Source organism: Corynebacterium sp. 20-84 (assembly GCF_053479455.1).
The window spans coordinates 68,404-90,823 of the sequence record NZ_JBRBCB010000006.1 but is presented as its reverse complement, the minus strand read 5'-3'; the positions used below and the strand labels follow the sequence as shown (position 1 = coordinate 90,823).

The following is a 22,420-nucleotide window of genomic DNA, read 5'->3' as shown; positions in this document are numbered from 1 at the left end:
TACGATGGGTTGCCATGAGCCTGCTCACGCCGATCGTGTCCACCGACCCTGCCAGCCCCCGGCTGACGGTCTACGACGAGACCGCCGGCACGCGGATGGAGTTCTCCGGCGTGACACTGGAGAACTGGGCCAACAAGATCGCCAACATGCTCGTCGAGGAATTCGAATTCGACGACCCCTCCGCCGCACCCACGATCGTCGTGGACCTACCCATCTCCTGGCAGGCCGCCGTCCTGCCCATCGGCATCTACAACGCCGGCCTGACCTTCACCGTCAGCCCGGGCGCCGGCGACACAAACACCGATGCCGGTGATACAAACACCCCGAACCCGAACCTGGTCTTCACCACCGTCGACCGGCTGGAGAACTGGCCGAAGGGCACCGATGTCGTGGTGGTCTCGAATGATCCTTTCGGCCGCGGCGTGACGGAGACCGGCGGGACGCTCCCGCCCGGCATCGTCGACTTCGGCCCGACCGTCCGCTTCTACGGCGACCAGTACTTCGGCGACTCCCCCGAGCTCGCCGACTGGAGCGCCCCCACAGACGGTGAATCAGCAACGGGAACGACAGCCGAACGCATTCTCATTCCCGCTTGGTCATCGCGCGAGGAATTCGACGCGAATGTGATGGCGCCACTCGCCGCTGGCGGCTCCGTGGTGGTCATCGCCGGGATGGCGTCCGCCGACCGCATCGAGCAGATCGCCGAGACCGAGAAGGTCACCATCCGCCGCGCCTAGTCGCCGCCGGGCGAGAAGCAGCTTCTACCGCCCGAACCAGCGACGGACGAGTTTGCGCCACACCACCCGTGCGGCGGAGTGCGGGACGGCGATGATCTCCCGGGAGTAGTTCTTCAACCGGGACGTCTTCGGCGTCGGAGCAGCCACTACCGTGATGGGCACGCCGAGGTGCGCGGCCCAGACTTTCGTGCGCGCGACATGGAAACCGTTGGTGACCACGATAAGTCGCGCGGCATCCGGAAAGAGCTTCCGGGAATTCTCCAAGTTCTCGTTGGTGGAGGTCGCCTCGGGTTCCTCCACGATGCGTGAAGCGGGCAGACCGTGCTCGATGAGCCAGCGCGCCATCACTGCTGATTCCCCTTTTCCCGTCACCACGACGGGGGCGGTGGAATGCGTCGACGCGACAGACAGCGCCGTTGCCAGGCGCGCTTCGAGCATGCGCGACGGCCGGCCGTCGATAATGCGCGCCCCGAGCACCACCACGGGGTTCGGGGTACTATTCACCGCCGCCGAGGAGACGCTCGCGCAGCGCCTCGTCCTTGCGCTCGACCTCTTGGGCCATATTCGCCTGGTAGTCGACCATGCGGCGCTGGATCGCCGGGTCCGAAGAGCCGAGAATGCGCGCGGCGAGCAGGCCGGCGTTCTTCGCGCCGCCAATGGACACCGTGGCCACGGGCACCCCACCCGGCATCTGCACGATGGACAGCAGCGAGTCGAGGCCGTCTAAGTCCTTCAGCGCACGCGGGATGCCGATGACCGGCAACGGCGTGGCGGCAGCGACCATGCCCGGCAGGTGTGCCGCACCACCGGCGCAGGCGATGATGACCTGCAGGCCGCGCTCATGCGCACCCTTGGCGTACGCCAGCATTTTCTCCGGCGTGCGGTGCGCGGAGACAACCCCGACCTCGAAGCGGATGCCGAACTCAGCGAGGATCTCCGCCGCGGGCGCGACGGTGTCCCAGTCCGAGTCGGACCCCATGATGATTCCTACCTGCGGTTCCATGCGTGCTCCTTATGCGTCCTGCAATGTCCTAGTCTTGCCCGGCAGCACCACTGCCGTTAACGATGATGTCCGCCGCCGCGGTCGCCCGCTCCAGCACGGTGTCCAAGTCCGTGCCGGAGACATTGACGTGCCCCATCTTGCGGCCCGGACGGTGGCCCTTGCCGTAGAGGTGGACCTTGGCGTCCGGGTAGCGGCGCATGACCTCGATGACGCGGTCTTCCATCGGCTCTTCCGGCTCGGTGTCCGCGCCGAGGGTGTTCACCATGACGGTGTACACCGCGGTGGTCTCCACCGAACCCAGCGGCCAGTCCAGCACCGCGCGCAGGTGCTGCTCGAACTGGCTGGTGACACAGCCATCCTGCGTCCAGTGGCCGGTGTTATGCGGGCGCATGGCGAGTTCGTTGACGATCACGCTCTTTTCCTCATCCGCGCATTCGAAGAGCTCCACGGCGAGAACGCCGGTGACATCCAACTCGGTGGCGATCTTCTTCGCCAGCTCGCGGCAGTACTCCGCCTGCTTATCAGTCATACCCGGCGCGGGCGCGATCGCTTCGACGCAAATGCCGTCGCGCTGGCGCGATTCCACGACCGGCCATGCACGGACCTCGCCGGATGGGGTGCGCGCGACCATGGCGGAGAGCTCGCGGCCGAAATCGACCTTGCGCTCGGCGTACAGCGGCGTGCCCTTGTCCAGCAGATCCGCCACGAGGCTTTCCGCCTCCTCGCGGGTATCCGGGAACCAGACACCGTGGCCGTCGTATCCGCCGCGGGTGGCCTTCAGGCACATCTCGCCAGCGACGGACTCGAAGAACTCACCGGCATCCGTGGCTGACTCGATCGGCGCGAATTCCGGCACCGGCGCACCGATCTCCTTCATTTTGCGGCGCTGCTCGAGCTTGTCCTGGGCGTAGATCAGCGCCCGCGGCTGCGGCTGCACGCTGACACCCGCCGCGATGAGTTCGTCCAAGAACTCGTTGGGCACGTGCTCGTGGTCAAAGGTGGCGGCGGTGGCACCGTCGCAGACTTTCTGCACGTCGTCGAGGTTCTTGTAGTCGCCGATGACGACATCGCCGAAGACTTGCGCTGCCGAAGCATCGTAGCTGCCTGCAAGGATGCGGGGCTTCAGGCCGAGTTCAATTGCCTCGGTGTGCATCATGCGGGCGAGTTGGCCGTCGCCGATCACGGCGACGATGGGCATTCCTTGGGGATCTCTCACGCCTGACTAGCTTAGTGAGCCTTGACGACGGGAAAGAGCCCAGGCACTAAAACGCACCACACACAGCACCCAGTGCACGGCCAGCACAGCCAGAAGCGCCTGACTTATCGCATTCATCCAGCCCCACCCGTCCAGCTCCGAGAGCAGGTGCATCCCCAAACACAATGTGCCCACCGGGAAGGTCGACCCCCACCAGCCCGGGGTGTAGTTGGCCCAAGCAGCCACGCCGCGCAGCAAGCGCTGGGAAGCATAAATGAACGGCAGCACACCGATCGCCAGGATGGTCACGCCATAAATTAGGCTGGCGCGTTCGTCGAAAAGCACGTGCGCGGCGGCCGTGGACTGCCCCACCACACCGAGCGGGATCCATGCCGTGCCGGCCAATCCGTCGGGAATGTTCATGCGCCCGCGCAGCAGAGACACGTAGCAGTATCCGAAGACCGGCAGCGCCGCGCATATCGCGAGTAGGAAAGATGCCACGCCAGCCCCGTGGTACCCCAGCTGACCGGCGCTCGTTGCGGCGACCATCGGTGCGACGAGTGCGAGGCCCCATTGGAAGGTCGGCGAGCCTTCGAAACGCCTCAGCTGGTTCAAGCACACCGCCCACCCCAGCGGAGCACCGATCCACCACGACAGCACCTGCCACGACTGCGCGCCGGTGACCTCCGCTGCTGCGGACCCGAGCGCCAACACCCCCATAGAGAACATGCCCCACGGCCCCATCGCGGCACTGTCCCACCCCGGAGTGCGGTGGCGCAGCCATCCGGCCACGATGACCACCAGCACACACACGGCCACAGCAAGAAGTACCCACGGCGCGACGGGCACGCCGTGAATGTGGCACAGGGTGGCCAGGATCGCCGTGCCCATCAAGGAGCCGGCCCAAGCGGGTCCCGGCGGCGGCAATTGGTTCATGCCGCAACGCTATCCCCGTGAGGCGCCCAACACGGATGACGAGCTTCCCTGTGAGGGGTACCATGCAATCATGTATCCCGCTTTACCTGCGATGGCGGACCTTGAGACGTTGCTGGCCGTTGCCCACGCCGGCTCGATCTCTCGCGCCGCACGCACGGCTGGACTCAACCAGCAGACGATGTCCACCCGCGTCTCCAGGGCCGAAGAAACGCTGGGAATCACGGTCTTCGAACGCTCGCCATACGGCGTGCGGCTCACAGACCCAGGAGCGTTGCTTATCGGCGCCCTTCCCGACCTGATCCAGGCCCGCACCAAGTTCCTCGACACGGTGCAGCGGCTCAGGGACTCCGGCACCCCGCGCCGCATGACGGTCGCGGTGTCCAACACGGTGGCGGAAGTCTACTACCCCGCCTGGGCGGCCCGTTTCCACGCCGCACACCCGGCGGTGAAGATGACCATGATGCAGGGCAATTCCCACGAGGTACGTGAGGTCGTGGCCAGCGGGAAGATAGACCTCGGTCTCGTTGAGGGAGGGCGACCCCACCATGACCTCGCAGAGACTGTGCTGTGCCGCGACGAGCTGGTGTTGGCTGTACCGGCCGGTCACCCGTGGGCCAGCGCCGAAACCGCAATCACCGCCGCGCAACTCCGCAAGACCCCGCTGGTTGTGCGCGAGCCGCAATCCGGCAGCAGGGCGCTCGTCGAGAAGGTCTTGGGCGAGCTCGCCGAACCGGCCGGTGAGTTCGGCTCGCTGTCAGCGCAGAGGGCGGGCATGCTTGCCCTTGGGGAGCCAACTGTTATTCCACAGGCGGCGGTGACCGACCAGGTGACGCTCGGCGAGGTGGCCATCGTGAAGGCTGAGCCGCTCTTCGTTCGCGACATCTCCGCCGTGGTCCGCCGTGGCTCGCAGCCCTCTCACGACGTAGCGGCCTTCATCGCGATAGCTCTCGCCTCCGAATAGCTACCATCGGCCACATGAACGCTTTCAGCCGCCACACGGTTTTCCAGAATTCGCTGATGTCCGCGCTCCTCGACGGGATCTACGACGGGGAGATGACCATCGGCCAGATCCTGTCCAAGGGCAATTTCGGCCTGGGCACCTTCGACGGCCTGGACGGCGAGATGATCATCCTCGACGGCACGTGCTACCAGCTACGCAGCGACGGCACGGCGACTATCGCTGACCTTGACCAGAAGAGCCCGTTCGCGCAGGTGACCAATTTCGTGCCGAAGATCGTGGAGCCCGCACCAAAGGGCATGAAGCGCAAGGAGCTCTCCGCGTTCATCGACGATCTGGAGCCGTCGGGCAATTACTTCCACGCGGTGCGCATTTCGGGCTCGTTCACCAACGTTGTCACCCGCACGGTGACGAAGCAGTCCAAGCCGTACCCGCCGATGCGCGATGCGGTGGGCGACGACAAGGAGATCACGTTCGACAACGCCCGCGGCATCATCGGCGGTTTCCGCACCCCGAAGTACGCGAAGGGCATCGGCATCCCAGGCTGCCACGTCCACTTCATCGATGAGGAGCGCACTTCCGGTGGCCACGTCCTCGACTACACGGTCGACGACGCGACAATCGAGCTGTGCCCCGGCACCGACATGGAGCTCCACCTGCCGCTCACCGCGGACTTCGCCGCCGGCAACCTCTCCCCCGACGACATCGACGAGCAGATTCACACCACAGAGGTGAAGAGCTAAACTCCGCCCCCACGACGACGCTCTAGGAGCACAATGAACTCAAGTAGAGACATCACCACTTTTTCCACATCCATGCTCGTCAGCGCGTTGGACACGTTGCAGATTGCTGCCGCGGAGGACGACGGCGACTGGGGCGCGGAGTTCCCGCAAGGCACCGTCATCTTCGTTCCCGACGGCGACTACTTCACCATCCGCATTGAGTCCTCCGGGATTGTCCCGGAGGACTCAATGCCAGTGGCCATGAACGCCATTAACGCGATGAACGACAACCTCGCCTTCGGCAAAGTGGTGCCCAACGTCATCGAGGGGCGCCCGACAATCGTTTTCCGCAACCATTTCAACTTCACCCAGGGCGTGTCCCAAATGCAGCTAGACACGCTTATCGACGCAAGCCTGCAGGTCGGTTTCAATGCGCTGGACCAGATTGAAACCCTGCTGAAAGGAGCGAATTAAGACCATGGGGTTGTTCGGAAAAAATCAGCCAGCACTACGCGAAGCATCTGTCGAATCCATCGGTGAAGCGCTCACCGCGCAGGGTTTCAGCTGCTCTCCGCTGTCCACCGGCGGTCTGCTGACTAAGGTGAACGGGGTTCCGGTCTACATCGTGGACCAAGACCAGAACATTGGTATTGGCGGGATGATTCAGGCGCGTCAGTCCGCGGGGGAGGATTTCAACTGGATCAGCGACTTCAACAATCGTGCGCTGTGGCCGGTGGTTTTCCGCGCAGAGCAGAATGGCACAAGCGTCATTCACGCTGAGCACCGGATCATCAAGGGCGTTGAGTACTCCGAAGCACAGCTGCGCGACGAGGCCGAGCTCGGGGCCACGCTCGTCGCTGACACCTTGCTTCGTTACAGCGCGGAGCACCCGCAGTAAGGCTGCGGCAAGTCGGTCTAAACCAACCGCTCCGCGATCATCGCCTCGACCCGCTTCGCACGCCCGACATCGGGGAAGTGCACGGCCTCGCCGTAGCCGAGCAGGCCGATGTCGATGCCACCGCGGCGTCGGCGCACGTCGCTGATTTGGGCGAAGGGGATAGATTCGGTTCGCCCGCGCCCGCCGGGGACGAACATGACGCGCTTGTTGGTCACCATGAAACGTTGGCGCCGCTGCCGGATGAGCGGAAGCAAAAACCGCCAGAGCACGACGAGGAACCAGATGCCCACGACAGCGTTGCGGATGCCCGCGTCCATGCCAGCGGTATCCATCCACCCGATGAGCATCCAGAACAGGGCGGTCGCGATGATCAGCTCAAGGAAGGGGTAGATCACGCCGCGCAGCGGCGGCGCCATGTCCGCCAGGACTACTTCTCCCCTACCGAGCTTGATCTTTGCCACGGCCAAAAGATTAATCGCTCGTACGCAGGTGCGTCACGTCGCCAGTGGAGTAACTGACACCATCGACGACAATCGCGCCACGCTTATCGACGTCCCCCGCAAGCCCTTCCACGATCCCCTCCACCGTGTCGAGCCGCACCGCCTGGCCAAGCGTGGCCGACACCGCGCGGTAGTCGTCCAGCAATGTTTCGTCGCGGTCCTGCCACTGCTCCAGTCGGCGTCCCAGGGCCTTCAGCAGATCGATGGTGAACTCGTCCCAGTCCACGTCGATGCCTTCGAGGTTCAGCGCCGTTGACCAGTCCGTGGGCAGGTCCTCCTGGCGCCATGCCACATTCACGCCGAGCCCCACCACGAGTTTCGGGATCTCCGCAGTCGTGTCGATCTCGCCGAGAATGCCCACGAATTTCTTGCCGTTCAGCAGCACATCGTTCGGCCACTTCAGCTGTGCGTTCGGGATCACGTCGGTCACGGCCAGTCCCGCCGCCAACGACACCAGCCCCAGATCATCAGTGTGGACCAATTCGATCGCCACACTCATGAGCAGGCTCGCCCCAGCGGGCGCTTCCCACACGCGTCCGAGCCGGCCCTTGCCGCCGGTCTGCTGCTCGGCGATGAGCACGTGCCCCGGCTCCCCCGACGCCATCAGCTCCGTGTTCGTCGAGGACGCCGTTTCCACGTAGCGCACCTGCCCCCAATACTGGGCTACTTCAGATTCAATTCGGGCAATGTCCTGAACTGTCATGCGCACCAGAATATCTGGCAGCCCGAGCGGATCGGGACACCCCAGGTGGGTACAAAAGTCTCCTATGGAGATACGAACTTTCCTTGCATGCGTTAACTCCGTACTCAGCAGGTAGCGCACTTGTAATTTCGAATGTTTTCAACCAATTCGGACCACAGGAGATCCCACTAACTATCCTCGGCGATCCCCCAGCCAGGTTCACATCGGCAAGAGCTGGATTTTGTCGATTCTCATCACAGCCATTTTCATGCACGCCCCAACGCTATTCAGCGACAACCATGTCCCCTACCGGGCGTGCGGCCTGAAATTCCTCGCGCTGCTCGCTGGTATCTACACAATCAGCAGCATCACCCTTCCAAAGGGGCACAGAGTTGGTTGTCTCGGCTGCGCCAGAATCCGAAATCGGTGGAATCGATTCCTTTTCGGGGTACCTACGTGTTCTCAAGGTCGCCTTTTTGTGCGGCCTAAACTATGGCTCCCCGGGCCATCGGGCGAACAGAGTCTTTCACCCATGCTCTCGGTAATTTCCGGAGTCTTCTGAGCGACGCTTGGATTGAAAACAGCATATTCTGCATGTGTGCAAAACATCCCTGGCTTTATCTCGGCTTTTAATCTAGAGACTTGGTGGACGACGAGGTTAACACCCAAAGAAAGAGAAACGTTCGTCGATGTGCTTTTGGATTATGACCCAGAGGTACTTCACCCGAACTACGCCGGCTCTCCCGATTCCGTCGATTCAGAAGGAAATCAAGTTTCCCGCCTGTCTACAGAGCTTGACCGGATAGTAAATGGCCCTTTCACACGCGCGATCTACGCACCAATTCGGGTAAAAATTCTCCAGCTTTACTTGCTGGTGCTCGAGGAAGAGGGCGACATTTTTAGAAAACATCTAGCTTTGACGTGGCTAGGAGATGCTTACTACAAAATGCGAGATATCCCTTTAATGATCGAGCATGCTGTTGAAGCGTACGAAAAATGCCTTGGCATGAGCACCGAAGTCGCACAGAACTTGCCGTGGGATGGCCCTTTGCCGTCGCATAACGCAGCGAAGAGATTATCCATAATTTACGCGGACTGGGGTGATTACCCTGCCGCTCTGAGAGTCAACTTCAAAATGAAGTTAGAGGGTTGGAACGGCGATTGGGACAAACGGATCTCACGCATCGCCAAAAAAGGGCAGTTTTCCGATGAAGAGTTGGCGCTAATCGAAATGGGCGTAGACGTATCGCGGCCCATACTCGAACACAAGCACATCGATATTCCACCGACAGTTAGTTATCACCACGAACTATTGGTGCAGAGATCCGGTATCTCCATCACTATCGATATGGGAAACCAATGCTTTGAAGTCAACGCAAGCGGCACTAGAAAAACTGCATCTTTCCCACCCCACGAAAGCTCCGGCTCCGCGGTCACATGGCAAGAATTCTTAAACGTAGTGGCTTCCCTAACAGCTCGTGAAGGGAACCAAGTCGAGGGATCAGACCAATGGTGGCTACTGGAAACAGATCCCCTAGATCTTGAGCACGCCTATGGAGCTGAGATTCCTCCCCACACGCTTACTCTGTTGAAGGGCAACCCCTACGGGATAGTGTTCCCCGAGGATCCGTTTCCGCGCCGGTTCCGTGAGGAAGCTCAAAATTCGAACCTAAAAAGCCTTTATTCAAAACCCAGCACAACAGACAACTTTTCTGCCTATCTCTACACATACGCCGACCACAGAAGTAAGCGTGATAGCTGTGGTTTTATTTCCCCGACCGGCGAGGAGTCTTGGGGTAGTCGCGTGGAACTTGGCGGATCCTATGGAAATCAAAATCTGGATTTGTACAGTGAGCTGCGTTGGACAATCGAGCAAGGCCTTAAGGAAGGCCTCACTCCTACGGGCCCCTGGATTGGAAGAATAATCACCGGCCCCCTAGACGGAATGTTTCGATCTACCTTTTATGCATCTGCAGAATTTAAGCCTCCTGGATTCAAACAACCCTTGTGGAGATGAAAATTAACCTGGCCCTGAACTTACACTGGGCGCCATGTCGGACATGAAGCTTTTCACCATCGGATATTCGAAGAAGAGCGCGGAAGAATTCTTTGACCTGCTGCGCGAAAACGGCGTGAAGCGGGTGGTGGACATCCGGCGGCACAACACGAATCAGCTCGCCGGCTTCACCAAGAAAGACGATCTCGCGTGGTTCCTCGCGACCATCGCGGACATCGATTACGAGCACGTTCTGGAACTCGCGCCGAGTGAGGAGCTCATGCACGCCTACAGGAAGGACGGCCTGCCGTTCGACGAGTTCGCGGACAAGCTCCGCGCACAATTCGACGACCGGGAGATGCCCACCAAGGCCACTTTCGACCACGCGGCCTTGCTGTGTTCCGAGGCTGACCCCTCCACGTGCCACCGCATCGTGGCTGCGGAGTACCTGGCGGAGAAGTGGTCTGGGGTGGACGTCGTCCATCTCTAACACCCCGAACCTGTGGAAGAGTGAGTTCAAGGAACCGAGACGAGGGAAACACCCATGCCACTGCCCGACCTGACAGACGAAGAAAAACAGGCCATCGTTCAGGCGCTCCAAGAAGCGAATACCAGTTGGCCTGGCTTCCAGGCCGAGGCGGAGTGGTACAAGGATTTTCTCGTCGTCGGCTACTGGTGTCCAGAATTCGACACTGAACCCGACTTCGTAGTCATCGGCCACGGCCCCGCGATCGTGGATACCCGCGACAACTCCGTTATGTTCTATGGATCAGCCCCAGTCGGATGGACTGATGTGGTCTTCGCCGACGACTTTCCCCACGGGGTCGTTCAACTCTCCGACGAGCCGATCCCGGGATGCCCGGAGATCAAAGGGGAGCCGATCCCTGAAGAGGAGATCCGCGCAACGCCGAGGAATACCTGGCAGGGATTGCGTCGGTGGGAAAACTAGTCGTTCCCAAGCACGTCACCGACGAGTGCGCGGACTTTCGCGTCAATGTCGTCGCGGACCAAACGCATGCGCTCCATGCCCTCAATACCGCGTGTCGACGGCTCGTCCGTCACCCACCGCTCGAGAGTTCCGCTCGCATCGTCGGGCAGTTCGAGCTGTGCTTCTTCACCGATGACCACAACACGGTCCGCGGTGCGGAGAAGCTCCGGGTCGATCGCTTTCGGGTGCCCGCCCGACATGTCTGCGCCGACCTCTTCCAAGGAGGCTGCCGATTCAGCGTTGATCGACGTTCCCGGTTCCGTGCCGGCGGAGTGGATGTCGAGCTTGTCCCCCGCGTGCTTTTCCGCCAATGCAGCAGCCATTTGGGATTTGCCGCCGTTGCGGACGCACACGAACAGAACTTTCGGAGTGTTTGCCATCATGAGTCCTTTCTACGCCGCAGTGCTGACCGCGGTCGTCCGATTAGGCAACGTCGGGTCGCCAGGGAACAGCTTCGGGCCAATCCCCCGCATGACGTAAACGAGACCGACCAGGATCGGGATTTCGATCAGCGGACCGATCGTGCCAGCCAGCGCCTGCGCCGACTCCGCACCGAAGGTGCCGATGGCCACCGCGATCGCCAGCTCGAAGTTATTGCCCGCAGCGGTGAACGCCACCGATGCCGACTGCGCATAACCCATACCCGACATCTTGGATGCGATGAGCCCCAGCGCAAACATGCCGACGAAGTAGATCAGCAACGGAACCGCCACCCGCGCCACCGTCCACGGACGGGCGATGATCTGCTCACCCTGGAGGGAGAACAACAGCACGATCGTGTACAGCAGGCCGATCAGCGCCAACGGGGAGATCGCCGGAAGGAATTTCTCCTCGTACCAATTACGCCCCTTGGTCTTCTCCCCGATGATGCGCGAGAGCACGCCAGCAAGCAGTGGAATGCCCAAGAAAACCAACACGGAAGTCACGATCGCCCAGAAGGAGAAGTTCACAGACGTGGTGGACAGCCCCAGCCAGTTAGGCAGGATCTGCAGGTAGAACCAGCCCAGCACGCCGAACATGAGTACCTGGAAGACCGAGTTGATCGCCACGAGCACCGCTGTCGCTTCCCGGTCCGCGCACGACAAGTCCGACCACACCAAGACCATCGCGATACAACGCGCCAGGCCGACGATGATCAGGCCCGTGCGCAGCTCCGGTTCATCAGCGAGGAAGATCCATGCCAGCGCGAACATGACCGCCGGGCCGACGAGCCAGTTGAGGATGAGCGACACCGTCATCAACCTCTTATCGCTGGTGATCTCCTTCGTCTTGTCGTAGCGCACCTTCGCCAGCGGCGGGTACATCATCACCAACAAGCCGAGCGCGATCGGCAGAGAGATTCCACCGACCTCCATGCCTTGCAATGCACCGCTGAGCCCAGGGAACCAGTTCCCTAGCCCAAGGCCCAGTGCCATCGCCAAGATGATCCAGACAGGCAAAAATCGGTCGAGAAATGACATGCGCGCAGGTTCCCGCGCCGCAACCGGGTCGGACATAGCCCACCTTTCGTATCGACGACTATCAATACGAAACGTAAGGCTATTATTGATCCCTGTCAATATGAGAGAGTGAGAATCATGGCCGCCCCGAACACCCCACCAGCAGCAGATCCGACAGCCTGCTGCTCGCTGAGCTCCGGTCTACTCACCGACGAGGAAGCCGACCGCTACGCCCAGCTCTTCAAAGTGCTCGCCGACCCAGCCCGCCTACGACTCCTCTCCCAGCTCGCCGAAGACGGCTGCGGCCCGATCAGCGTCTCCGAGCTCGCCGAGCAATCCGGCCTGAGCCAACCCACGGTCTCCCACCACCTGAAAAAGCTCACCGACGCCGGCCTACTCACCAAAACCCGCCGCGGAAAAACCGTCACCCACAGCGTCTGCCCCGCACCATTCGCCGAGCTGCGCACGGTCCTGCAGATGGATTAGCGCTGGCCAGGAAGACCACCATGAAACCGCAGCCGGTTACATCATCTGGGCCGCACAGTTTTCGGTCCATCCACTAGTGCCGTCGGTGAAGAATGTCGTGCCAGTCTCGTGAATGCTCGGATCACCGCAGGACGCGATCTGCTTTTCCATGACGTGTGGTTCTTCTTGTCCCGGCGCCTCGGTGTAACCGACGACCGGATCCTCCTCAGTTTCAGCTGGAGCTGCGGGCGGCTGTTCAACGGTCGTTTTCTCAGCCGGCTGCTCGGACTTCTCCGTGGTCTGCTGGGAAGTCGACTCTGAGGTGGTCGCCTCTTCGGCAGCCTCTACCTTCGTGAGATCGAATTTCGAATTAGCAATTCCGAGTTCCTTCGCGCCCTGCGGGATGAGATAGGAACCGTAGATCCTCACTTTCTCGTCCATTTTCGCAGGGAGGGAGTTCCACAGCTCCTGCTGTTGTGGGATGTCACAGAACTTTGCCCATTCAGCTGTCGTCTTGAAGTCCTCAGAATCCCAGGCAACTGGTGTCTCTGGCAACGCCCCTAGCTCGGCACCGGTGTCGTCGGTCACTTCCTTCGTAGCGGTAAGAACGCCACTGATCTGAACCAGCTGCATTCCTTCAGGCGCATCCTCCGCAATTAACGGAACTTCGCACTCACCACCGAGCTGGATCTTTTCGACCTTCAGTTCACCCGAGCATTCATTTCCCGCGCAATCCACCGGAATTGTGTCACCGATCTGTGCAAACTCCGGCTTGACTTCTTCGGTAGTCGTTTCCTGAATTGCGGTCTCCTCAGCATGGTCCGTGGTGTCCGAACATCCCGCGAGCAAAAGAGCACAACTAGCCAAGGTGGCACCGATAATCCGCTTCATCATCCATCCTTCTTCAGTTTTGGAAGCAACAGTTCGGATCCTATGGTGCGGGAACGACACAGGACGCCGATTGGTCGATTATCCGTTCGACTGACCGATGAAGTCTCAGTTCTACTTCTCCGACACCGGCAAAAGCTCCGACGGTTCGCCAGTCGCGGTGATGACCAACTCATCGCGCGCACGCGAAGCAGCAACGTAAAGCAACGACCGCTCGCGCTGCAGCGCTTCCCGAGCGTCTTCCTCCGAGAGATCTTTGAGCCTGAACCGGAGTGGCATGAGCTCTTTGCCTACCCCCATCAGGAGCACGTGGGTGAACTCCATACCTTTAGCGCCGTGCATCGTCATCACGGACACCTGCTCGTGGGATGCGCGCTCCGCATTGCGGGTTGCGACAGCGTCGATGCCCTTGTCGGCAAGCCCTGAAACAACACGAGAAATTTGGCCGCGGGTACGGCACATGACGCCGATGTGAACGTCGCGTTCAGAGTCCAACCACTGCGAGATGTAGTGGTCCGCAACATCGAACTCTTGCTCCTCAGAGTCGACACGCACTAGGTACGGCTGCGGGCCTGTTCGCGCGGAGCGGTAACCAGCAACGGAATCCGTTTCGCCTTCGCCATCCAGATAGGCCAGCCCCTCTTCGCCGGCCAAGATCTGCAACGCGTATTCGAGGTTCTCTTTGGTTGTGCGGTAGTTGAGAGTGAGACGACTAGAAGCGCGGCCGCGCGTAGAGATGCCAAAGCGGGACAACCGCAGCGGTTGACCGTAAATGCGTTGGTGTGAGTCCTCAGCGATGAAAATGTCGTTGGGCCCCTCGGCGACGCATGCCCGGAGGAAGCGCCAATGGCCGGCATTGAAATCCTGTGCCTCATCGACCACGACGTGATCAAAGAGTGAGCCTCCGCCGTTCTCGTAGCGCACGTTCAATACCTCTGCCCCAATTGCAGACATCGTGGGCCAGAACAGCTGTCCGTCCACGGCCTGGGTCTGCATCACAGATTGCATGATGGTCCAAACAAGCTTGCGTTGCTTGCGGTTCAGAGGCGTCCCGCGCCCAGTGCGCGCAACCTTCAGGTACCCGGCCTGGTCTGTGATGTCATTGGCCAGGACCACGCCTTCGTATTCCTGCTGGAGGAAGATCAGATTCGCGATGGAGCGCGGAAGTTCCTCACTGGCGGTTTCCAGGGCCGTTTCCCATACTCGCTCGGCGTCACGCTCCAGATAGGGACGCACTCGAGGCGCAGGGTGCCCCAGCACACGCTTGGTAGCTTCCTCCACCTCGGACGTGGAGGCCAGATTCAGCACCTGGCGCACCACCGCATCGACGTTGTCCACCCAGATCCCTCCTTCACCTGGGTTCGGTGCTTCAGGGAAGTGCGGATTCAACGCATTGAGCTGAGATTTCAGCCCCTGGGCAAGACCCTTGGTGAAGGTGGTGAGAAGTACACGAGGGGGCAACTCCCCAGGGTCTTGGTTCGGAATCGAGCGGCGCGCGAGATTGTTCGCACGGTGAACAGCCACCACTGTCTTGCCGGTGCCAGCACCGCCGAACACACGCGAAGAACCGCTGCGCGCTCCCTCTGCCATGCGACGCTGCTCGGGATGAATGTACACGCGCCACTGATCGAAGGAGCCAGCATCGATAACCGCTCGGAGGGAGTCGGTATCCACATCATCGACGTACGCGAAATCCAACTCAGCAGCGGGGTGACGCAGGCCCGCAAGCAAACGTGCATCTTCGTCAGCAGCATCTTCCTGCGGGTCAAGCTTCTGCAAGCCGAGCGATTCACGGACCTGCTCAACGGTGTAGCCGGCGACGAGACCGAGGATGGCGTCGTGTTCCCAGGTAGGTCGGCCATCGAGGAGCATTTCAAGCTCCTTTTCTGATTCGATGCGCCACACGGCTTCGGTGAGTGCCTCTTCAACACCGAGTTCTTCGTACAGGCTTGCTGGGGTGTAGCCGTTGCGCTCCATTTCTGCACGAGGAGCTGGCTTTTGCTTATCGACGACAACGGCATCCACCCCCTTCTCCTTTGACAGTTCAGAAGCCTGGAGTTGCTGTTGCTCGGCGAGCTTCTTCGCAGCCTCTGCCGCAGCTTTCGCCTTTCGCTCAGACTCTGTTTCCGAATCGGAAGAACCACTGTCTGCTGTAGAAGGAGCTTCTTCCTGGATGAGCTGTGTCAGTCCGTTCACGGGATTGACTGCCAGGCGCAAGCGGGCGGGATCGAGTCGCTCAGCCTTCGCGTTGCCCTCATCGTGTGAGTCGACGTCGACGAGCACAAAGTGGTGTGTCTCCGAGTCCTTGATCTCAAACAAAACGGCGCGGAATTGATCATTTACCCGGCCGGTCCGCACACGCTTGTCCACAGCGTTGTTCAGCGTTTTGATGCGAAGCGAAGGGTTGGTGGGATCTTCCGCAAGCTTCTGCAGGAAGTTCATTACCGGTTTGTACAGCGCGCCGTCGAGGCTCAGACCACTGTAGAAGCTGAACGTCACCATCTGTCTCACTCCTTAGCCAGCAACACTGCCGGGATTGTCTGCTCGTTGAGTGTATCCGGGTACATCAACGTCCAGCCGTCATTGCGTAGCTTGTTCTCCGCATCTGCGTAGGAATCATCGCGTTCAATCAGCAACGCGATCTTGCGGTCTGGCCACGCCACTGCGGTGGGTAGACTGCCGACCTCTTCGCCGATCTCTTCGGTCGTTTCGGCACCCGCGCGTGCGAGCAGTCGAAGTGCCGCTACAACCGAGGATTCGTCTTCGAATTCCTCAATGGCATCTGCCCATACAGCAGGAAGTTCAGTGCTGTCCTTGGCAATGGAGACTCCTGCCGGAACTTCCGGCGCGGTGTGAGCTGCCGAGGCCTCGTCGTACTCACTGGTGGCAACGACGACCGGAGCATCAGCCAGCCACAGAATATTGGCGAAGCGTAGGAAATCCCGCCAATTGTCATCAGTGATGGAACCAGCCGTCGGCGCATCCACATAAAGCCGCTTGGGGTGGAACTGCCCCCCCGTGACGGACCCCCCGACGTGGATTTGATTGTTGAATGTGAGCCGTGGCCCGCCGGGAGTGTTCGCTGCACGCACCTTTGATACGAGAAGCAGCCAGAGCGCTTTCGCCGACATCTCGTACATGCTGGTCACCGGGTTGGCCAGATAGGTCAGCAACTGAGTCACCGGCGAGGATTTGAGAAAGCTCCATCCGCCTGCGCCAAACCCCGCAAGCTCAGGTTGATTCCGCACCACCGTCCAGAAGGGAGGTTCCGCGACCCGATCTTGCTCAGCCTTGAACCACTCGATATCTGCATCGGTGACACTCCACGGCAGCCAGGATTCTTCGAAGTGAAGACGGTTACGCTTCACGATGTCATCCGGGAAGCGATAGTGCGTCTCGCTGATATGGAACGCCGCACCATCGGTGTACACAGCAATTGGACGGACCCCGGGGTTCGTGCGGTGGGTGAACACGAAGTCAGGTGTGGTGTAGCCCTTGTTCACCTGCTCGCGCATCTTCCAAGACTCGCCGTTAGTGAACGTGATCTGCCATTCCACTTGCCCGGCGTTGGGCACGTCCTTCACCGTCGCATGGCGGTCTACCAGCGCTTTGCGCAGCACTTCACGGAACTTCACCTCAAGGTGGGAGGCGTTATCGTGCTCTGGTGCCTCAGTCTGCGTCTCCCATGTGACCGTCAACGGGTCGAGTTCTGGCGTCGGGTGATCTTGGTCGGCGAGTATCGAGCGCAGAGCACGTTCAGCTGCTGCCCGGGAGGTGACCTCGATCTGGGTCCAGTGAGTGTAGGGCAAGAGGCAGTCCGGGCAGGCGAGGCGTTCATCGCTTGCGCACGAGCATCCCTTGACCCGGATGAAGGCCTGCTCGAGCAGGCGGCGCACATCTTCGGGAGAAGCGAACTGCGAGAGGTATCCCGTTCCACCGGGCACGTTGTCGTGCATCAACAACGCCTCGACAGTGTCACCCTTGTGATCCGGCACGCGCACCGTGACCACGCCCAAGTGATCCGGATCTCCGCCCAGCACCTCCTTGAAACCCAACCGAATGGCAGCGGTCAGACTGGGAATGGTCGAGTTGTCGCCGGCGGTCAACTGCACCGGCACGTGCAGCAACACACCCTGGGTTTGCAGCGTGCGGTTTAGCGCCACCGTCACCGATTCTTCCTCGCGCGCGGTGCGCTTGGGGCACCACGGGCGGTGGTCCCACTTTGAGTTCTCGCCGTTTTGAGAATCTAGGTGGCCGCAGTAGTTGCACACGGTGAACAGTGGTGCGTCGATTTCTTTATCCGCAAACACCTTCTTCGCCGATGGACCTCGGCCTAGGTTGAACCAGCTCAGGTTCACGTACCGCAGGTACTCCGCTCCAAAGCCCTGGGAGAGGAACCAGCGGGCACCGCGCCCGCCCTCAGACACGGAGAAACTCAAGGCGGTGTGATAGCGCAGTTCGTGGCGGGAGTCGCGGGAGTCGTCGATAAGCGCGCGTGCTTTGTCCACCTCTGCGGAAACGCGGCGCATGCGCACGGTTTCCACAATCTGTCCCTTATCAGCAAAGGCGCTGGCTCCGCACTCGGGGCACGCCCCAGAGTGAGTCGACGCAACTACCCGCTCACCGTAAGAGCAGGCTGGGCACAACCGCCACTGCTCGATATCGGCGCCGTTCATGCCAAGCTCAACCGCGTCCACCTTGGCGGCGATGCCGCGGGCGTAGAAGGTGTTGCCTGGCGCGAGTTCTGTAAGCGCCGAGGACACCCCGCGGGAGAGTTCGAACGTCTCCGGGTTGAACTGCATGGTGGAGGGGTCGAGCTGGGACACGACGACGGCGAGCTCCACCGCATCGTCCAGCAGCGTGAAGTTAGGCAGAAGGCCGTAGCGCTCCATGGCGGAAATCCAGTGCTCGTCCTTGAGGATCGAGTTGAGATCCCGCGAGATCCGCTTGTATGCCGCCTTGGTGCTACGTTTCTCGCGCTCCAAATCCGGGTCAGCGTTCTCAGTTCCCGCGTTCGGGTCCACCTTTGACTCGAGTTCGACCAACCGCTCCTGCAATGTGTCCCGGCGCGAAGTGAACTCTTTCACCTCGCCATCCCACAGCGTGCGGGTGCGCTGCATCTCCCCGGTGAGCGAATCGGGCCCCTGTCCGCACACCCACTCGCGCACACCGTCCACAGTGGCCTCGTCCACGAACCCGGCAATAGTTGCACCGAACGCCTCAACGCGCGCCTCGACCCCCTGGCCGATCTCGTCCGCCAGTACATCGAGCAGCGACACCTTATGGAAGCTGAAAACATCGCTCGCCCTCTGCACATGCAACCCATGCGCGTTGAAGTCGAGCGTGTCCACCAGGTACGCGGTGGCTTGGCGGCGCAGGATCTCTGTAGCGGAAAGGAACGCCGCCGGCGGCACCACATTGCCCGCGATAACGGACAGCGGCTGGTTCAGTTTCGGCAGCGTGGTACCGCGCCCCTGCACGAACGCGAGCACGAACGAGTTACCGGTGAGACGCCCGGCGCGCCCAACGCGCTGCACGTACGAGGACACGGACTTGGGCAGGGAGGCGAGCATGACGGTGGAGAGGTCCCCGATATCAATACCCATCTCCAACGTTGGCGTGGCCACCAGCACGTTCGGCGCGCTGGGTTCGTTCGTGTCCTCACCGCCGCGAAACGCACGCTCAAGCGTCAGGCGCTCCTCCTTAGGAATCAACCCCGTGTGCTCCCGCGCCACAATCGCACGCGGGGTGGTCGAGGAGTACAGCTGCGAGTAGTAGTTCGCAGTAACTTCCTCCACGCCAAGCATTCCTGGGCACCCGGGTGTCGGGCACGGCACACCATCAAGCAAATCGCGGGCATGCTTATCCACGCCCAAGGTCGCATTGCACACCTCACACTGCAGCAGCGCCGGTTCCTCTTCGCACCGCACCACCACGTGCTGCGGCGCAATGGCGTACATGGCACCGCCGGTGTCCGTGGACACCGCCATCACTACTTCGCGCCGAGCCAACTCGCGGAACACGTTGGTGAGCACCAGCGCCGCATCGTGCGTGGACATCCCCAGCACCTTCGACGTCCATCGCGCATAGCGCCCACGCGGGCTGCCTAGCGGGGTGACACCGCGGTCCTTGTCGTCCAACGCCGGGCCTGAACGCGGGAACTCCGGCGCACCACCCTTAGGAAAGCGCCGCATGCCGCGCGCCTTGGCGTATCGGTTGTGCAGGCGCCACGAGTTCGCGTCATCCTGCAAGTAACTATCGAACATCGGCGTGTACACGCCGCCGCGGTCGCGCACCTGCTCTAACAGCCCGCGTATCCACCGCAGTTGCACCTCTTCTGCGTCCGCATCGACGACATCGAAAAGCCCAGCGTCAATGCTCTTCAGCGCCTCCCGTGCAGCCTCCACCAACACCGCATCATCCACCGCCACCGACGGCGCGAGCGCACCCGTGGACACTAGCGAGCGCGGTAAGTGCGCGCGCTGCCCGAACTCTAACGCCGCGTCCAGCTCCAACCGCTGCAGCACCGCAGTAGTGGCGGCGCGCCGGGCGTTCTCGTCCGCGTCCTTGGACCAGAACGGGATGAACGTGGGCGCATCTGCGATCTCCGGCGGCAAGAGCTCAAAACGGGCGCGCAGCGGGTCCTCTGCGGCATCAGCGCGCTCGAGGATCCGTAGCGGCATCTGCGCGATCGTCACCCCTTCTTCGTTGGCGCCGGAGCCTGCGACGGCGCCAACGACCGCCCGCATCAACGTACGAATCCCAAATGCCCGCGCCCGCGATTGCACGAAGCCTGCCCGGTGCGCGGCATCCTGCACCGAGTCCGCGAACACCAGCGTCTTCTTCTCCTCCTGGGCAAGCGAGGGCATACCAAAGAGGTTCGACAGCCCCACCGAGAGCAGCGTGGCCACGCGCGAACCGATGTAACGCACCGCGTCCGGCTCCCCGCAGTTCGGGCACACCTGGTCGCGCGCGTAGTCCTCCGCACCCAGGCCCGAGTACGTGAGAACCGGCACCGAGCTGCCCTCCGCACGCGCTTCTTCGCTCGGCTCGGTGGTGCTCAGCGTGCGCGTGGACGTGTGGAACCACATCAGCGCGCGCTTGCCGTCCTCATCATCGAACACGCTCAGCTCCGCTCCGTCGGCGACCGCGCGACGGTACTCGTTCGTGGCATCGATGAGGGGACGCTGGAGCTCAGGCTTATCGACGCTCGCCTTCCTGATCGCCCCACCATCCAACACCACCGCATCTGTACCGGGCTCAAGCGCCGTCATCCACCCGGCGCGGCCGCACTCACGGCAGTAGATAGCGGGCAGCCACACCGCGGCGTCCCCGTCACCGAGTTGTCCATCGTCCCCGAAGCGGAACACCTGGCCGTCTTCCGTCGGCGTGACAGCGCGCTCGATGCGGGAGACCTCACGCACCCACAGGTGCGTCTCCACACCGGGCAGGCGCTTGCCTCCGAAGCCGTACTCCTCCCCCGCGAGCGCGCGCACGTGCGCCACGGCGGTGAGCAGGTGGGTGATAAACTCCCGTGCCGTGTCCTCACCCAAGCTGCGCAGCACAATCGGGTCGAACATTGCGGAAGGCAGTGTCTTCTCGTCCTCGCCCTCGCGCTGGATGAGGGGCTTAGCTTTACCGTCCCCATCCAGCAGCGCCTTAGTGATCGGGTGCGCCGCGTACGCCGCGATCGTCGCGTCCAGGTTCGCACCCGCCTCCAGGCCCCACAGCTGCGTACGGAAGATGTCCAGCACCACGTCCGCGTGGTCGCGCCCGGAGATGTCGTTCGCGACCGCGTCCACGATCCCGCGCAGTTCATCGATGTCCGGCGGCAGGACAGCGGCGCCACGCCCGAAGGTCTGGCCGATCTCATCAGTCCACTCGTCGTACGTGAGCGTCTTCTCACTCACCATCGCATCCGGCGTGAACCCTTCCCCGAAGATGGTGCCCGCGAACTCCAGCACCTTGGAGCAGTCATCGTCCCCGCCCAGCGTCGCCGAGGTTGCTACCGGCGTGACCCGCCCCAACGGGTTCGGCGCATATTCACCCACGAAGCCGTCCGGCTGGTGCTCCTTCAGCATCAACCCGAGACGGCGCAGCAGCAGAGCAACGTCGGTACCCTGCGCACCGTCGTACGTATGGAACTCATCCAACACCAAGTACTGCAACGACGTCGCAGACTTGCGCCAGATCTCCCGGTCTTCGGGGCGCAACAGCAACTGATCCAGCATCTTGTAGTTGGTGAGCAAAATGTCCGGCGGGTTCAGACGCATCTGATCACGATCCGTGATCAGCGAATCACGAGTCACCTTTCGAACATTGCCTCTGGCCTCACCGGTGTAGATACCCGCCGTGACCCCCGCCAGCGCCGGCTCATCCGTAATCAGTTTGGCCAACCGATCAGCCTGGTCGTTCGCCAGCGCGTTCATCGGGTACAGCAGCAGCGCCTTCACACCTGTGTGCCCCTCCGCCCGAGCACGCGCCGCGTGATCCAGCACCGGGTACAGGAAGGACTCCGTCTTACCCGAACCAGTACCCGTGATCACCAGCGTGGGATCCGGGCGGCGATCCCCATGCTCATCCCGGCTACGCAGCCGACGGAACGCCTCCGCCTGGTGGTGGTACGGCGTGAACCACGGCGGCAGCCAGTCCAAGATCCCGTCCCACCCAAGTGCACGCGCATACGGCAACCGCACCCGCACGTACGGCCCGTGGAACATGCCCCGCTCCGTGTCTTCCAGAAACGCCTTCAGTGCATTGGACGTCTCCGGATTCGCCAACGAAAACGCGGTGGCCAGGTACTCGGAGACACCTCCTAGGACGTGCTCCGATGCGTGGACGGGGATGAGGGAGGACACGGGAGTGAGTGTATCGGGGCTGACGTCGAAGACAACTAGGATTTATTCTAGTGATTCGTTAGTAGCAGACAATTTTGACTGTGCTCTTGTCGCGTCGACCTCATATGCCAGCATGACCGGGTTATAGGTTTTCCGCTTGAGATGGTCCTCCAAGG

Annotated in this window: 20 protein-coding genes; 9 read left to right on the top strand and 11 right to left on the bottom strand. The window is 61.6% G+C overall.

All coding sequences use genetic code 11. The annotated features are described in order from the left end of the window. The first annotated feature begins 14 nt into the window (after nt 1-14). The gene (locus tag ACUY2Y_RS06060; protein ID WP_448325242.1) at nt 15-737 is read left to right on the top strand and encodes a TIGR03089 family protein; all 723 of its coding nucleotides are present in this window, start codon (nt 15-17) and stop codon (nt 735-737) included. A gap of 24 nt (nt 738-761) precedes the next feature. Here the strand turns inward: ACUY2Y_RS06060 and ACUY2Y_RS06055 are convergent, their stop codons facing one another. From ACUY2Y_RS06055 to ACUY2Y_RS06040, 4 genes are read right to left on the bottom strand one after another with little or no spacing between them, the layout of a single operon-like run. Then, nucleotides 762-1,241 (bottom strand): YdcF family protein, encoded by a 480-nt coding sequence (locus ACUY2Y_RS06055; protein ID WP_448325241.1) that lies wholly within the window; start codon nt 1,239-1,241, stop codon nt 762-764. Beyond that, nucleotides 1,234-1,740 carry a 5-(carboxyamino)imidazole ribonucleotide mutase gene (gene purE, locus ACUY2Y_RS06050; RefSeq protein ID WP_448325240.1) on the bottom strand — a complete coding sequence of 169 codons (507 nt, stop codon included), beginning with the start codon at nt 1,738-1,740 and terminating at the stop codon, nt 1,234-1,236. The genes ACUY2Y_RS06055 and purE overlap by 8 nt, the downstream gene beginning before the upstream one ends. 28 nt (nt 1,741-1,768) lie before the next feature. Beyond that, complete coding sequence (locus ACUY2Y_RS06045; protein ID WP_448325292.1) at nt 1,769-2,938, bottom strand: 5-(carboxyamino)imidazole ribonucleotide synthase; 1,170 nt, start codon at nt 2,936-2,938, stop codon at nt 1,769-1,771. 24 nt (nt 2,939-2,962) lie between these two features. After that, nucleotides 2,963-3,871, bottom strand: coding sequence for an SLAC1 family transporter (locus tag ACUY2Y_RS06040; protein WP_448325239.1), 909 nt, complete (start codon nt 3,869-3,871; stop codon nt 2,963-2,965). 70 nt (nt 3,872-3,941) lie between these two features. Between ACUY2Y_RS06040 and ACUY2Y_RS06035 the strand changes: the two genes are divergently transcribed. From ACUY2Y_RS06035 to ACUY2Y_RS06020, 4 genes are read left to right on the top strand one after another with little or no spacing between them, the layout of a single operon-like run. Then, entirely contained in the window at nt 3,942-4,832 is an 891-nt protein-coding gene (locus tag ACUY2Y_RS06035; protein ID WP_448325238.1) for a LysR family transcriptional regulator, read from the top strand. A 14-nt stretch (nt 4,833-4,846) separates the two neighbouring features. Next, the gene (gene budA / locus ACUY2Y_RS06030) at nt 4,847-5,572 is read left to right on the top strand and encodes an acetolactate decarboxylase (RefSeq protein WP_448325237.1); all 726 of its coding nucleotides are present in this window, start codon (nt 4,847-4,849) and stop codon (nt 5,570-5,572) included. Between the two features lie 33 nt (nt 5,573-5,605). After that, a complete protein-coding gene (locus tag ACUY2Y_RS06025) occupies nt 5,606-6,025 on the top strand; it encodes a YbjN domain-containing protein (protein WP_448325236.1) in 420 nt (139 codons plus the stop codon). Between the two features lie 4 nt (nt 6,026-6,029). Beyond that, nucleotides 6,030-6,449 carry a hypothetical protein gene (locus tag ACUY2Y_RS06020; protein WP_448325235.1) on the top strand — a complete coding sequence of 140 codons (420 nt, stop codon included), beginning with the start codon at nt 6,030-6,032 and terminating at the stop codon, nt 6,447-6,449. 17 nt (nt 6,450-6,466) lie between these two features. On the opposite strand, the gene ACUY2Y_RS06015 is transcribed toward ACUY2Y_RS06020, so the two are convergent. Further along, entirely contained in the window at nt 6,467-6,910 is a 444-nt protein-coding gene (locus tag ACUY2Y_RS06015) for a hypothetical protein (RefSeq protein WP_448325234.1), read from the bottom strand. A gap of 10 nt (nt 6,911-6,920) precedes the next feature. Further along, nucleotides 6,921-7,652 (bottom strand): biotin--[acetyl-CoA-carboxylase] ligase, encoded by a 732-nt coding sequence (locus ACUY2Y_RS06010; RefSeq protein ID WP_448325233.1) that lies wholly within the window; start codon nt 7,650-7,652, stop codon nt 6,921-6,923. A 577-nt stretch (nt 7,653-8,229) separates the two neighbouring features. On the opposite strand from ACUY2Y_RS06010, the gene ACUY2Y_RS06005 reads away from it, so the two are divergent. The 3 genes from ACUY2Y_RS06005 to ACUY2Y_RS05995 are packed head-to-tail and all read left to right on the top strand — an operon-like array spanning nt 8,230 to nt 10,576. Then, nucleotides 8,230-9,648: a hypothetical protein gene (locus tag ACUY2Y_RS06005; RefSeq protein ID WP_448325232.1), complete on the top strand. Its 1,419-nt coding sequence runs from the start codon at nt 8,230-8,232 to the stop codon at nt 9,646-9,648. Nucleotides 9,649-9,682: 34 nt separating this feature from the next. Beyond that, nucleotides 9,683-10,117, top strand: a complete 435-nt coding sequence (locus ACUY2Y_RS06000) for a DUF488 domain-containing protein (RefSeq protein ID WP_448325231.1) — start codon at nt 9,683-9,685, stop codon at nt 10,115-10,117. 54 nt (nt 10,118-10,171) lie between these two features. Next, nucleotides 10,172-10,576, top strand: a complete 405-nt coding sequence (locus ACUY2Y_RS05995) for a hypothetical protein (protein ID WP_448325230.1) — start codon at nt 10,172-10,174, stop codon at nt 10,574-10,576. Here the strand turns inward: ACUY2Y_RS05995 and ACUY2Y_RS05990 are convergent. Both ACUY2Y_RS05990 and arsB read right to left on the bottom strand, forming a co-directional pair. Next, complete coding sequence (locus tag ACUY2Y_RS05990) at nt 10,573-10,995, bottom strand: arsenate-mycothiol transferase ArsC (protein WP_448325291.1); 423 nt, start codon at nt 10,993-10,995, stop codon at nt 10,573-10,575. The genes ACUY2Y_RS05995 and ACUY2Y_RS05990 overlap by 4 nt on opposite strands. Before the next feature lie 12 nt (nt 10,996-11,007). Next, nucleotides 11,008-12,111 carry an ACR3 family arsenite efflux transporter gene (gene arsB, locus ACUY2Y_RS05985; RefSeq protein WP_448325229.1) on the bottom strand — a complete coding sequence of 368 codons (1,104 nt, stop codon included), beginning with the start codon at nt 12,109-12,111 and terminating at the stop codon, nt 11,008-11,010. Nucleotides 12,112-12,192: 81 nt separating this feature from the next. Here arsB and ACUY2Y_RS05980 point away from each other — a divergent pair, with 81 nt between their 5' ends. Then, nucleotides 12,193-12,540 (top strand): ArsR/SmtB family transcription factor, encoded by a 348-nt coding sequence (locus ACUY2Y_RS05980; protein ID WP_448325228.1) that lies wholly within the window; start codon nt 12,193-12,195, stop codon nt 12,538-12,540. A gap of 36 nt (nt 12,541-12,576) precedes the next feature. Here the strand turns inward: ACUY2Y_RS05980 and ACUY2Y_RS05975 are convergent, their stop codons facing one another. The 3 genes from ACUY2Y_RS05975 to ACUY2Y_RS05965 all read right to left on the bottom strand — a co-directional run bounded on the left by ACUY2Y_RS05975 (nt 12,577) and on the right by ACUY2Y_RS05965 (nt 22,265). Further along, nucleotides 12,577-13,413: a hypothetical protein gene (locus ACUY2Y_RS05975; protein WP_448325227.1), complete on the bottom strand. Its 837-nt coding sequence runs from the start codon at nt 13,411-13,413 to the stop codon at nt 12,577-12,579. 108 nt (nt 13,414-13,521) lie between these two features. Further along, on the bottom strand, nt 13,522-15,909 hold the full coding sequence (locus tag ACUY2Y_RS05970; RefSeq protein ID WP_448325226.1) for a 3'-5' exonuclease: 2,388 nt from the start codon (nt 15,907-15,909) through the stop codon (nt 13,522-13,524). A gap of 5 nt (nt 15,910-15,914) precedes the next feature. Next, on the bottom strand, nt 15,915-22,265 hold the full coding sequence (locus tag ACUY2Y_RS05965) for a DEAD/DEAH box helicase (protein ID WP_448325225.1): 6,351 nt from the start codon (nt 22,263-22,265) through the stop codon (nt 15,915-15,917). Nucleotides 22,266-22,420: the final 155 nt, after the last annotated feature.

What these genes read in the sequence shown, in the direction of transcription:
- ACUY2Y_RS06040 (WP_448325239.1), bottom strand. Translation starts at nt 3,871, where the DNA reads ATGAACCAATTGCCGCCGCCGGGACCCGCTTGGGCCGGCTCCTTGATG.
- ACUY2Y_RS06020 (WP_448325235.1), top strand. Translation starts at nt 6,030, where the DNA reads ATGGGGTTGTTCGGAAAAAATCAGCCAGCACTACGCGAAGCATCTGTC.
- arsB (WP_448325229.1), bottom strand. Translation starts at nt 12,111, where the DNA reads ATGTCCGACCCGGTTGCGGCGCGGGAACCTGCGCGCATGTCATTTCTC.
- ACUY2Y_RS06025 (WP_448325236.1), top strand. Translation starts at nt 5,606, where the DNA reads ATGAACTCAAGTAGAGACATCACCACTTTTTCCACATCCATGCTCGTC.
- ACUY2Y_RS05995 (WP_448325230.1), top strand. Translation starts at nt 10,172, where the DNA reads ATGCCACTGCCCGACCTGACAGACGAAGAAAAACAGGCCATCGTTCAG.
- ACUY2Y_RS05975 (WP_448325227.1), bottom strand. Translation starts at nt 13,413, where the DNA reads ATGATGAAGCGGATTATCGGTGCCACCTTGGCTAGTTGTGCTCTTTTG.
- ACUY2Y_RS05970 (WP_448325226.1), bottom strand. Translation starts at nt 15,909, where the DNA reads ATGGTGACGTTCAGCTTCTACAGTGGTCTGAGCCTCGACGGCGCGCTG.
- ACUY2Y_RS05990 (WP_448325291.1), bottom strand. Translation starts at nt 10,995, where the DNA reads ATGGCAAACACTCCGAAAGTTCTGTTCGTGTGCGTCCGCAACGGCGGC.
- ACUY2Y_RS06035 (WP_448325238.1), top strand. Translation starts at nt 3,942, where the DNA reads ATGTATCCCGCTTTACCTGCGATGGCGGACCTTGAGACGTTGCTGGCC.
- ACUY2Y_RS06045 (WP_448325292.1), bottom strand. Translation starts at nt 2,938, where the DNA reads ATGCCCATCGTCGCCGTGATCGGCGACGGCCAACTCGCCCGCATGATG.
- ACUY2Y_RS06010 (WP_448325233.1), bottom strand. Translation starts at nt 7,652, where the DNA reads ATGACAGTTCAGGACATTGCCCGAATTGAATCTGAAGTAGCCCAGTAT.
- budA (WP_448325237.1), top strand. Translation starts at nt 4,847, where the DNA reads ATGAACGCTTTCAGCCGCCACACGGTTTTCCAGAATTCGCTGATGTCC.
- ACUY2Y_RS06060 (WP_448325242.1), top strand. Translation starts at nt 15, where the DNA reads ATGAGCCTGCTCACGCCGATCGTGTCCACCGACCCTGCCAGCCCCCGG.
- purE (WP_448325240.1), bottom strand. Translation starts at nt 1,740, where the DNA reads ATGGAACCGCAGGTAGGAATCATCATGGGGTCCGACTCGGACTGGGAC.
- ACUY2Y_RS05980 (WP_448325228.1), top strand. Translation starts at nt 12,193, where the DNA reads ATGGCCGCCCCGAACACCCCACCAGCAGCAGATCCGACAGCCTGCTGC.
- ACUY2Y_RS06000 (WP_448325231.1), top strand. Translation starts at nt 9,683, where the DNA reads ATGTCGGACATGAAGCTTTTCACCATCGGATATTCGAAGAAGAGCGCG.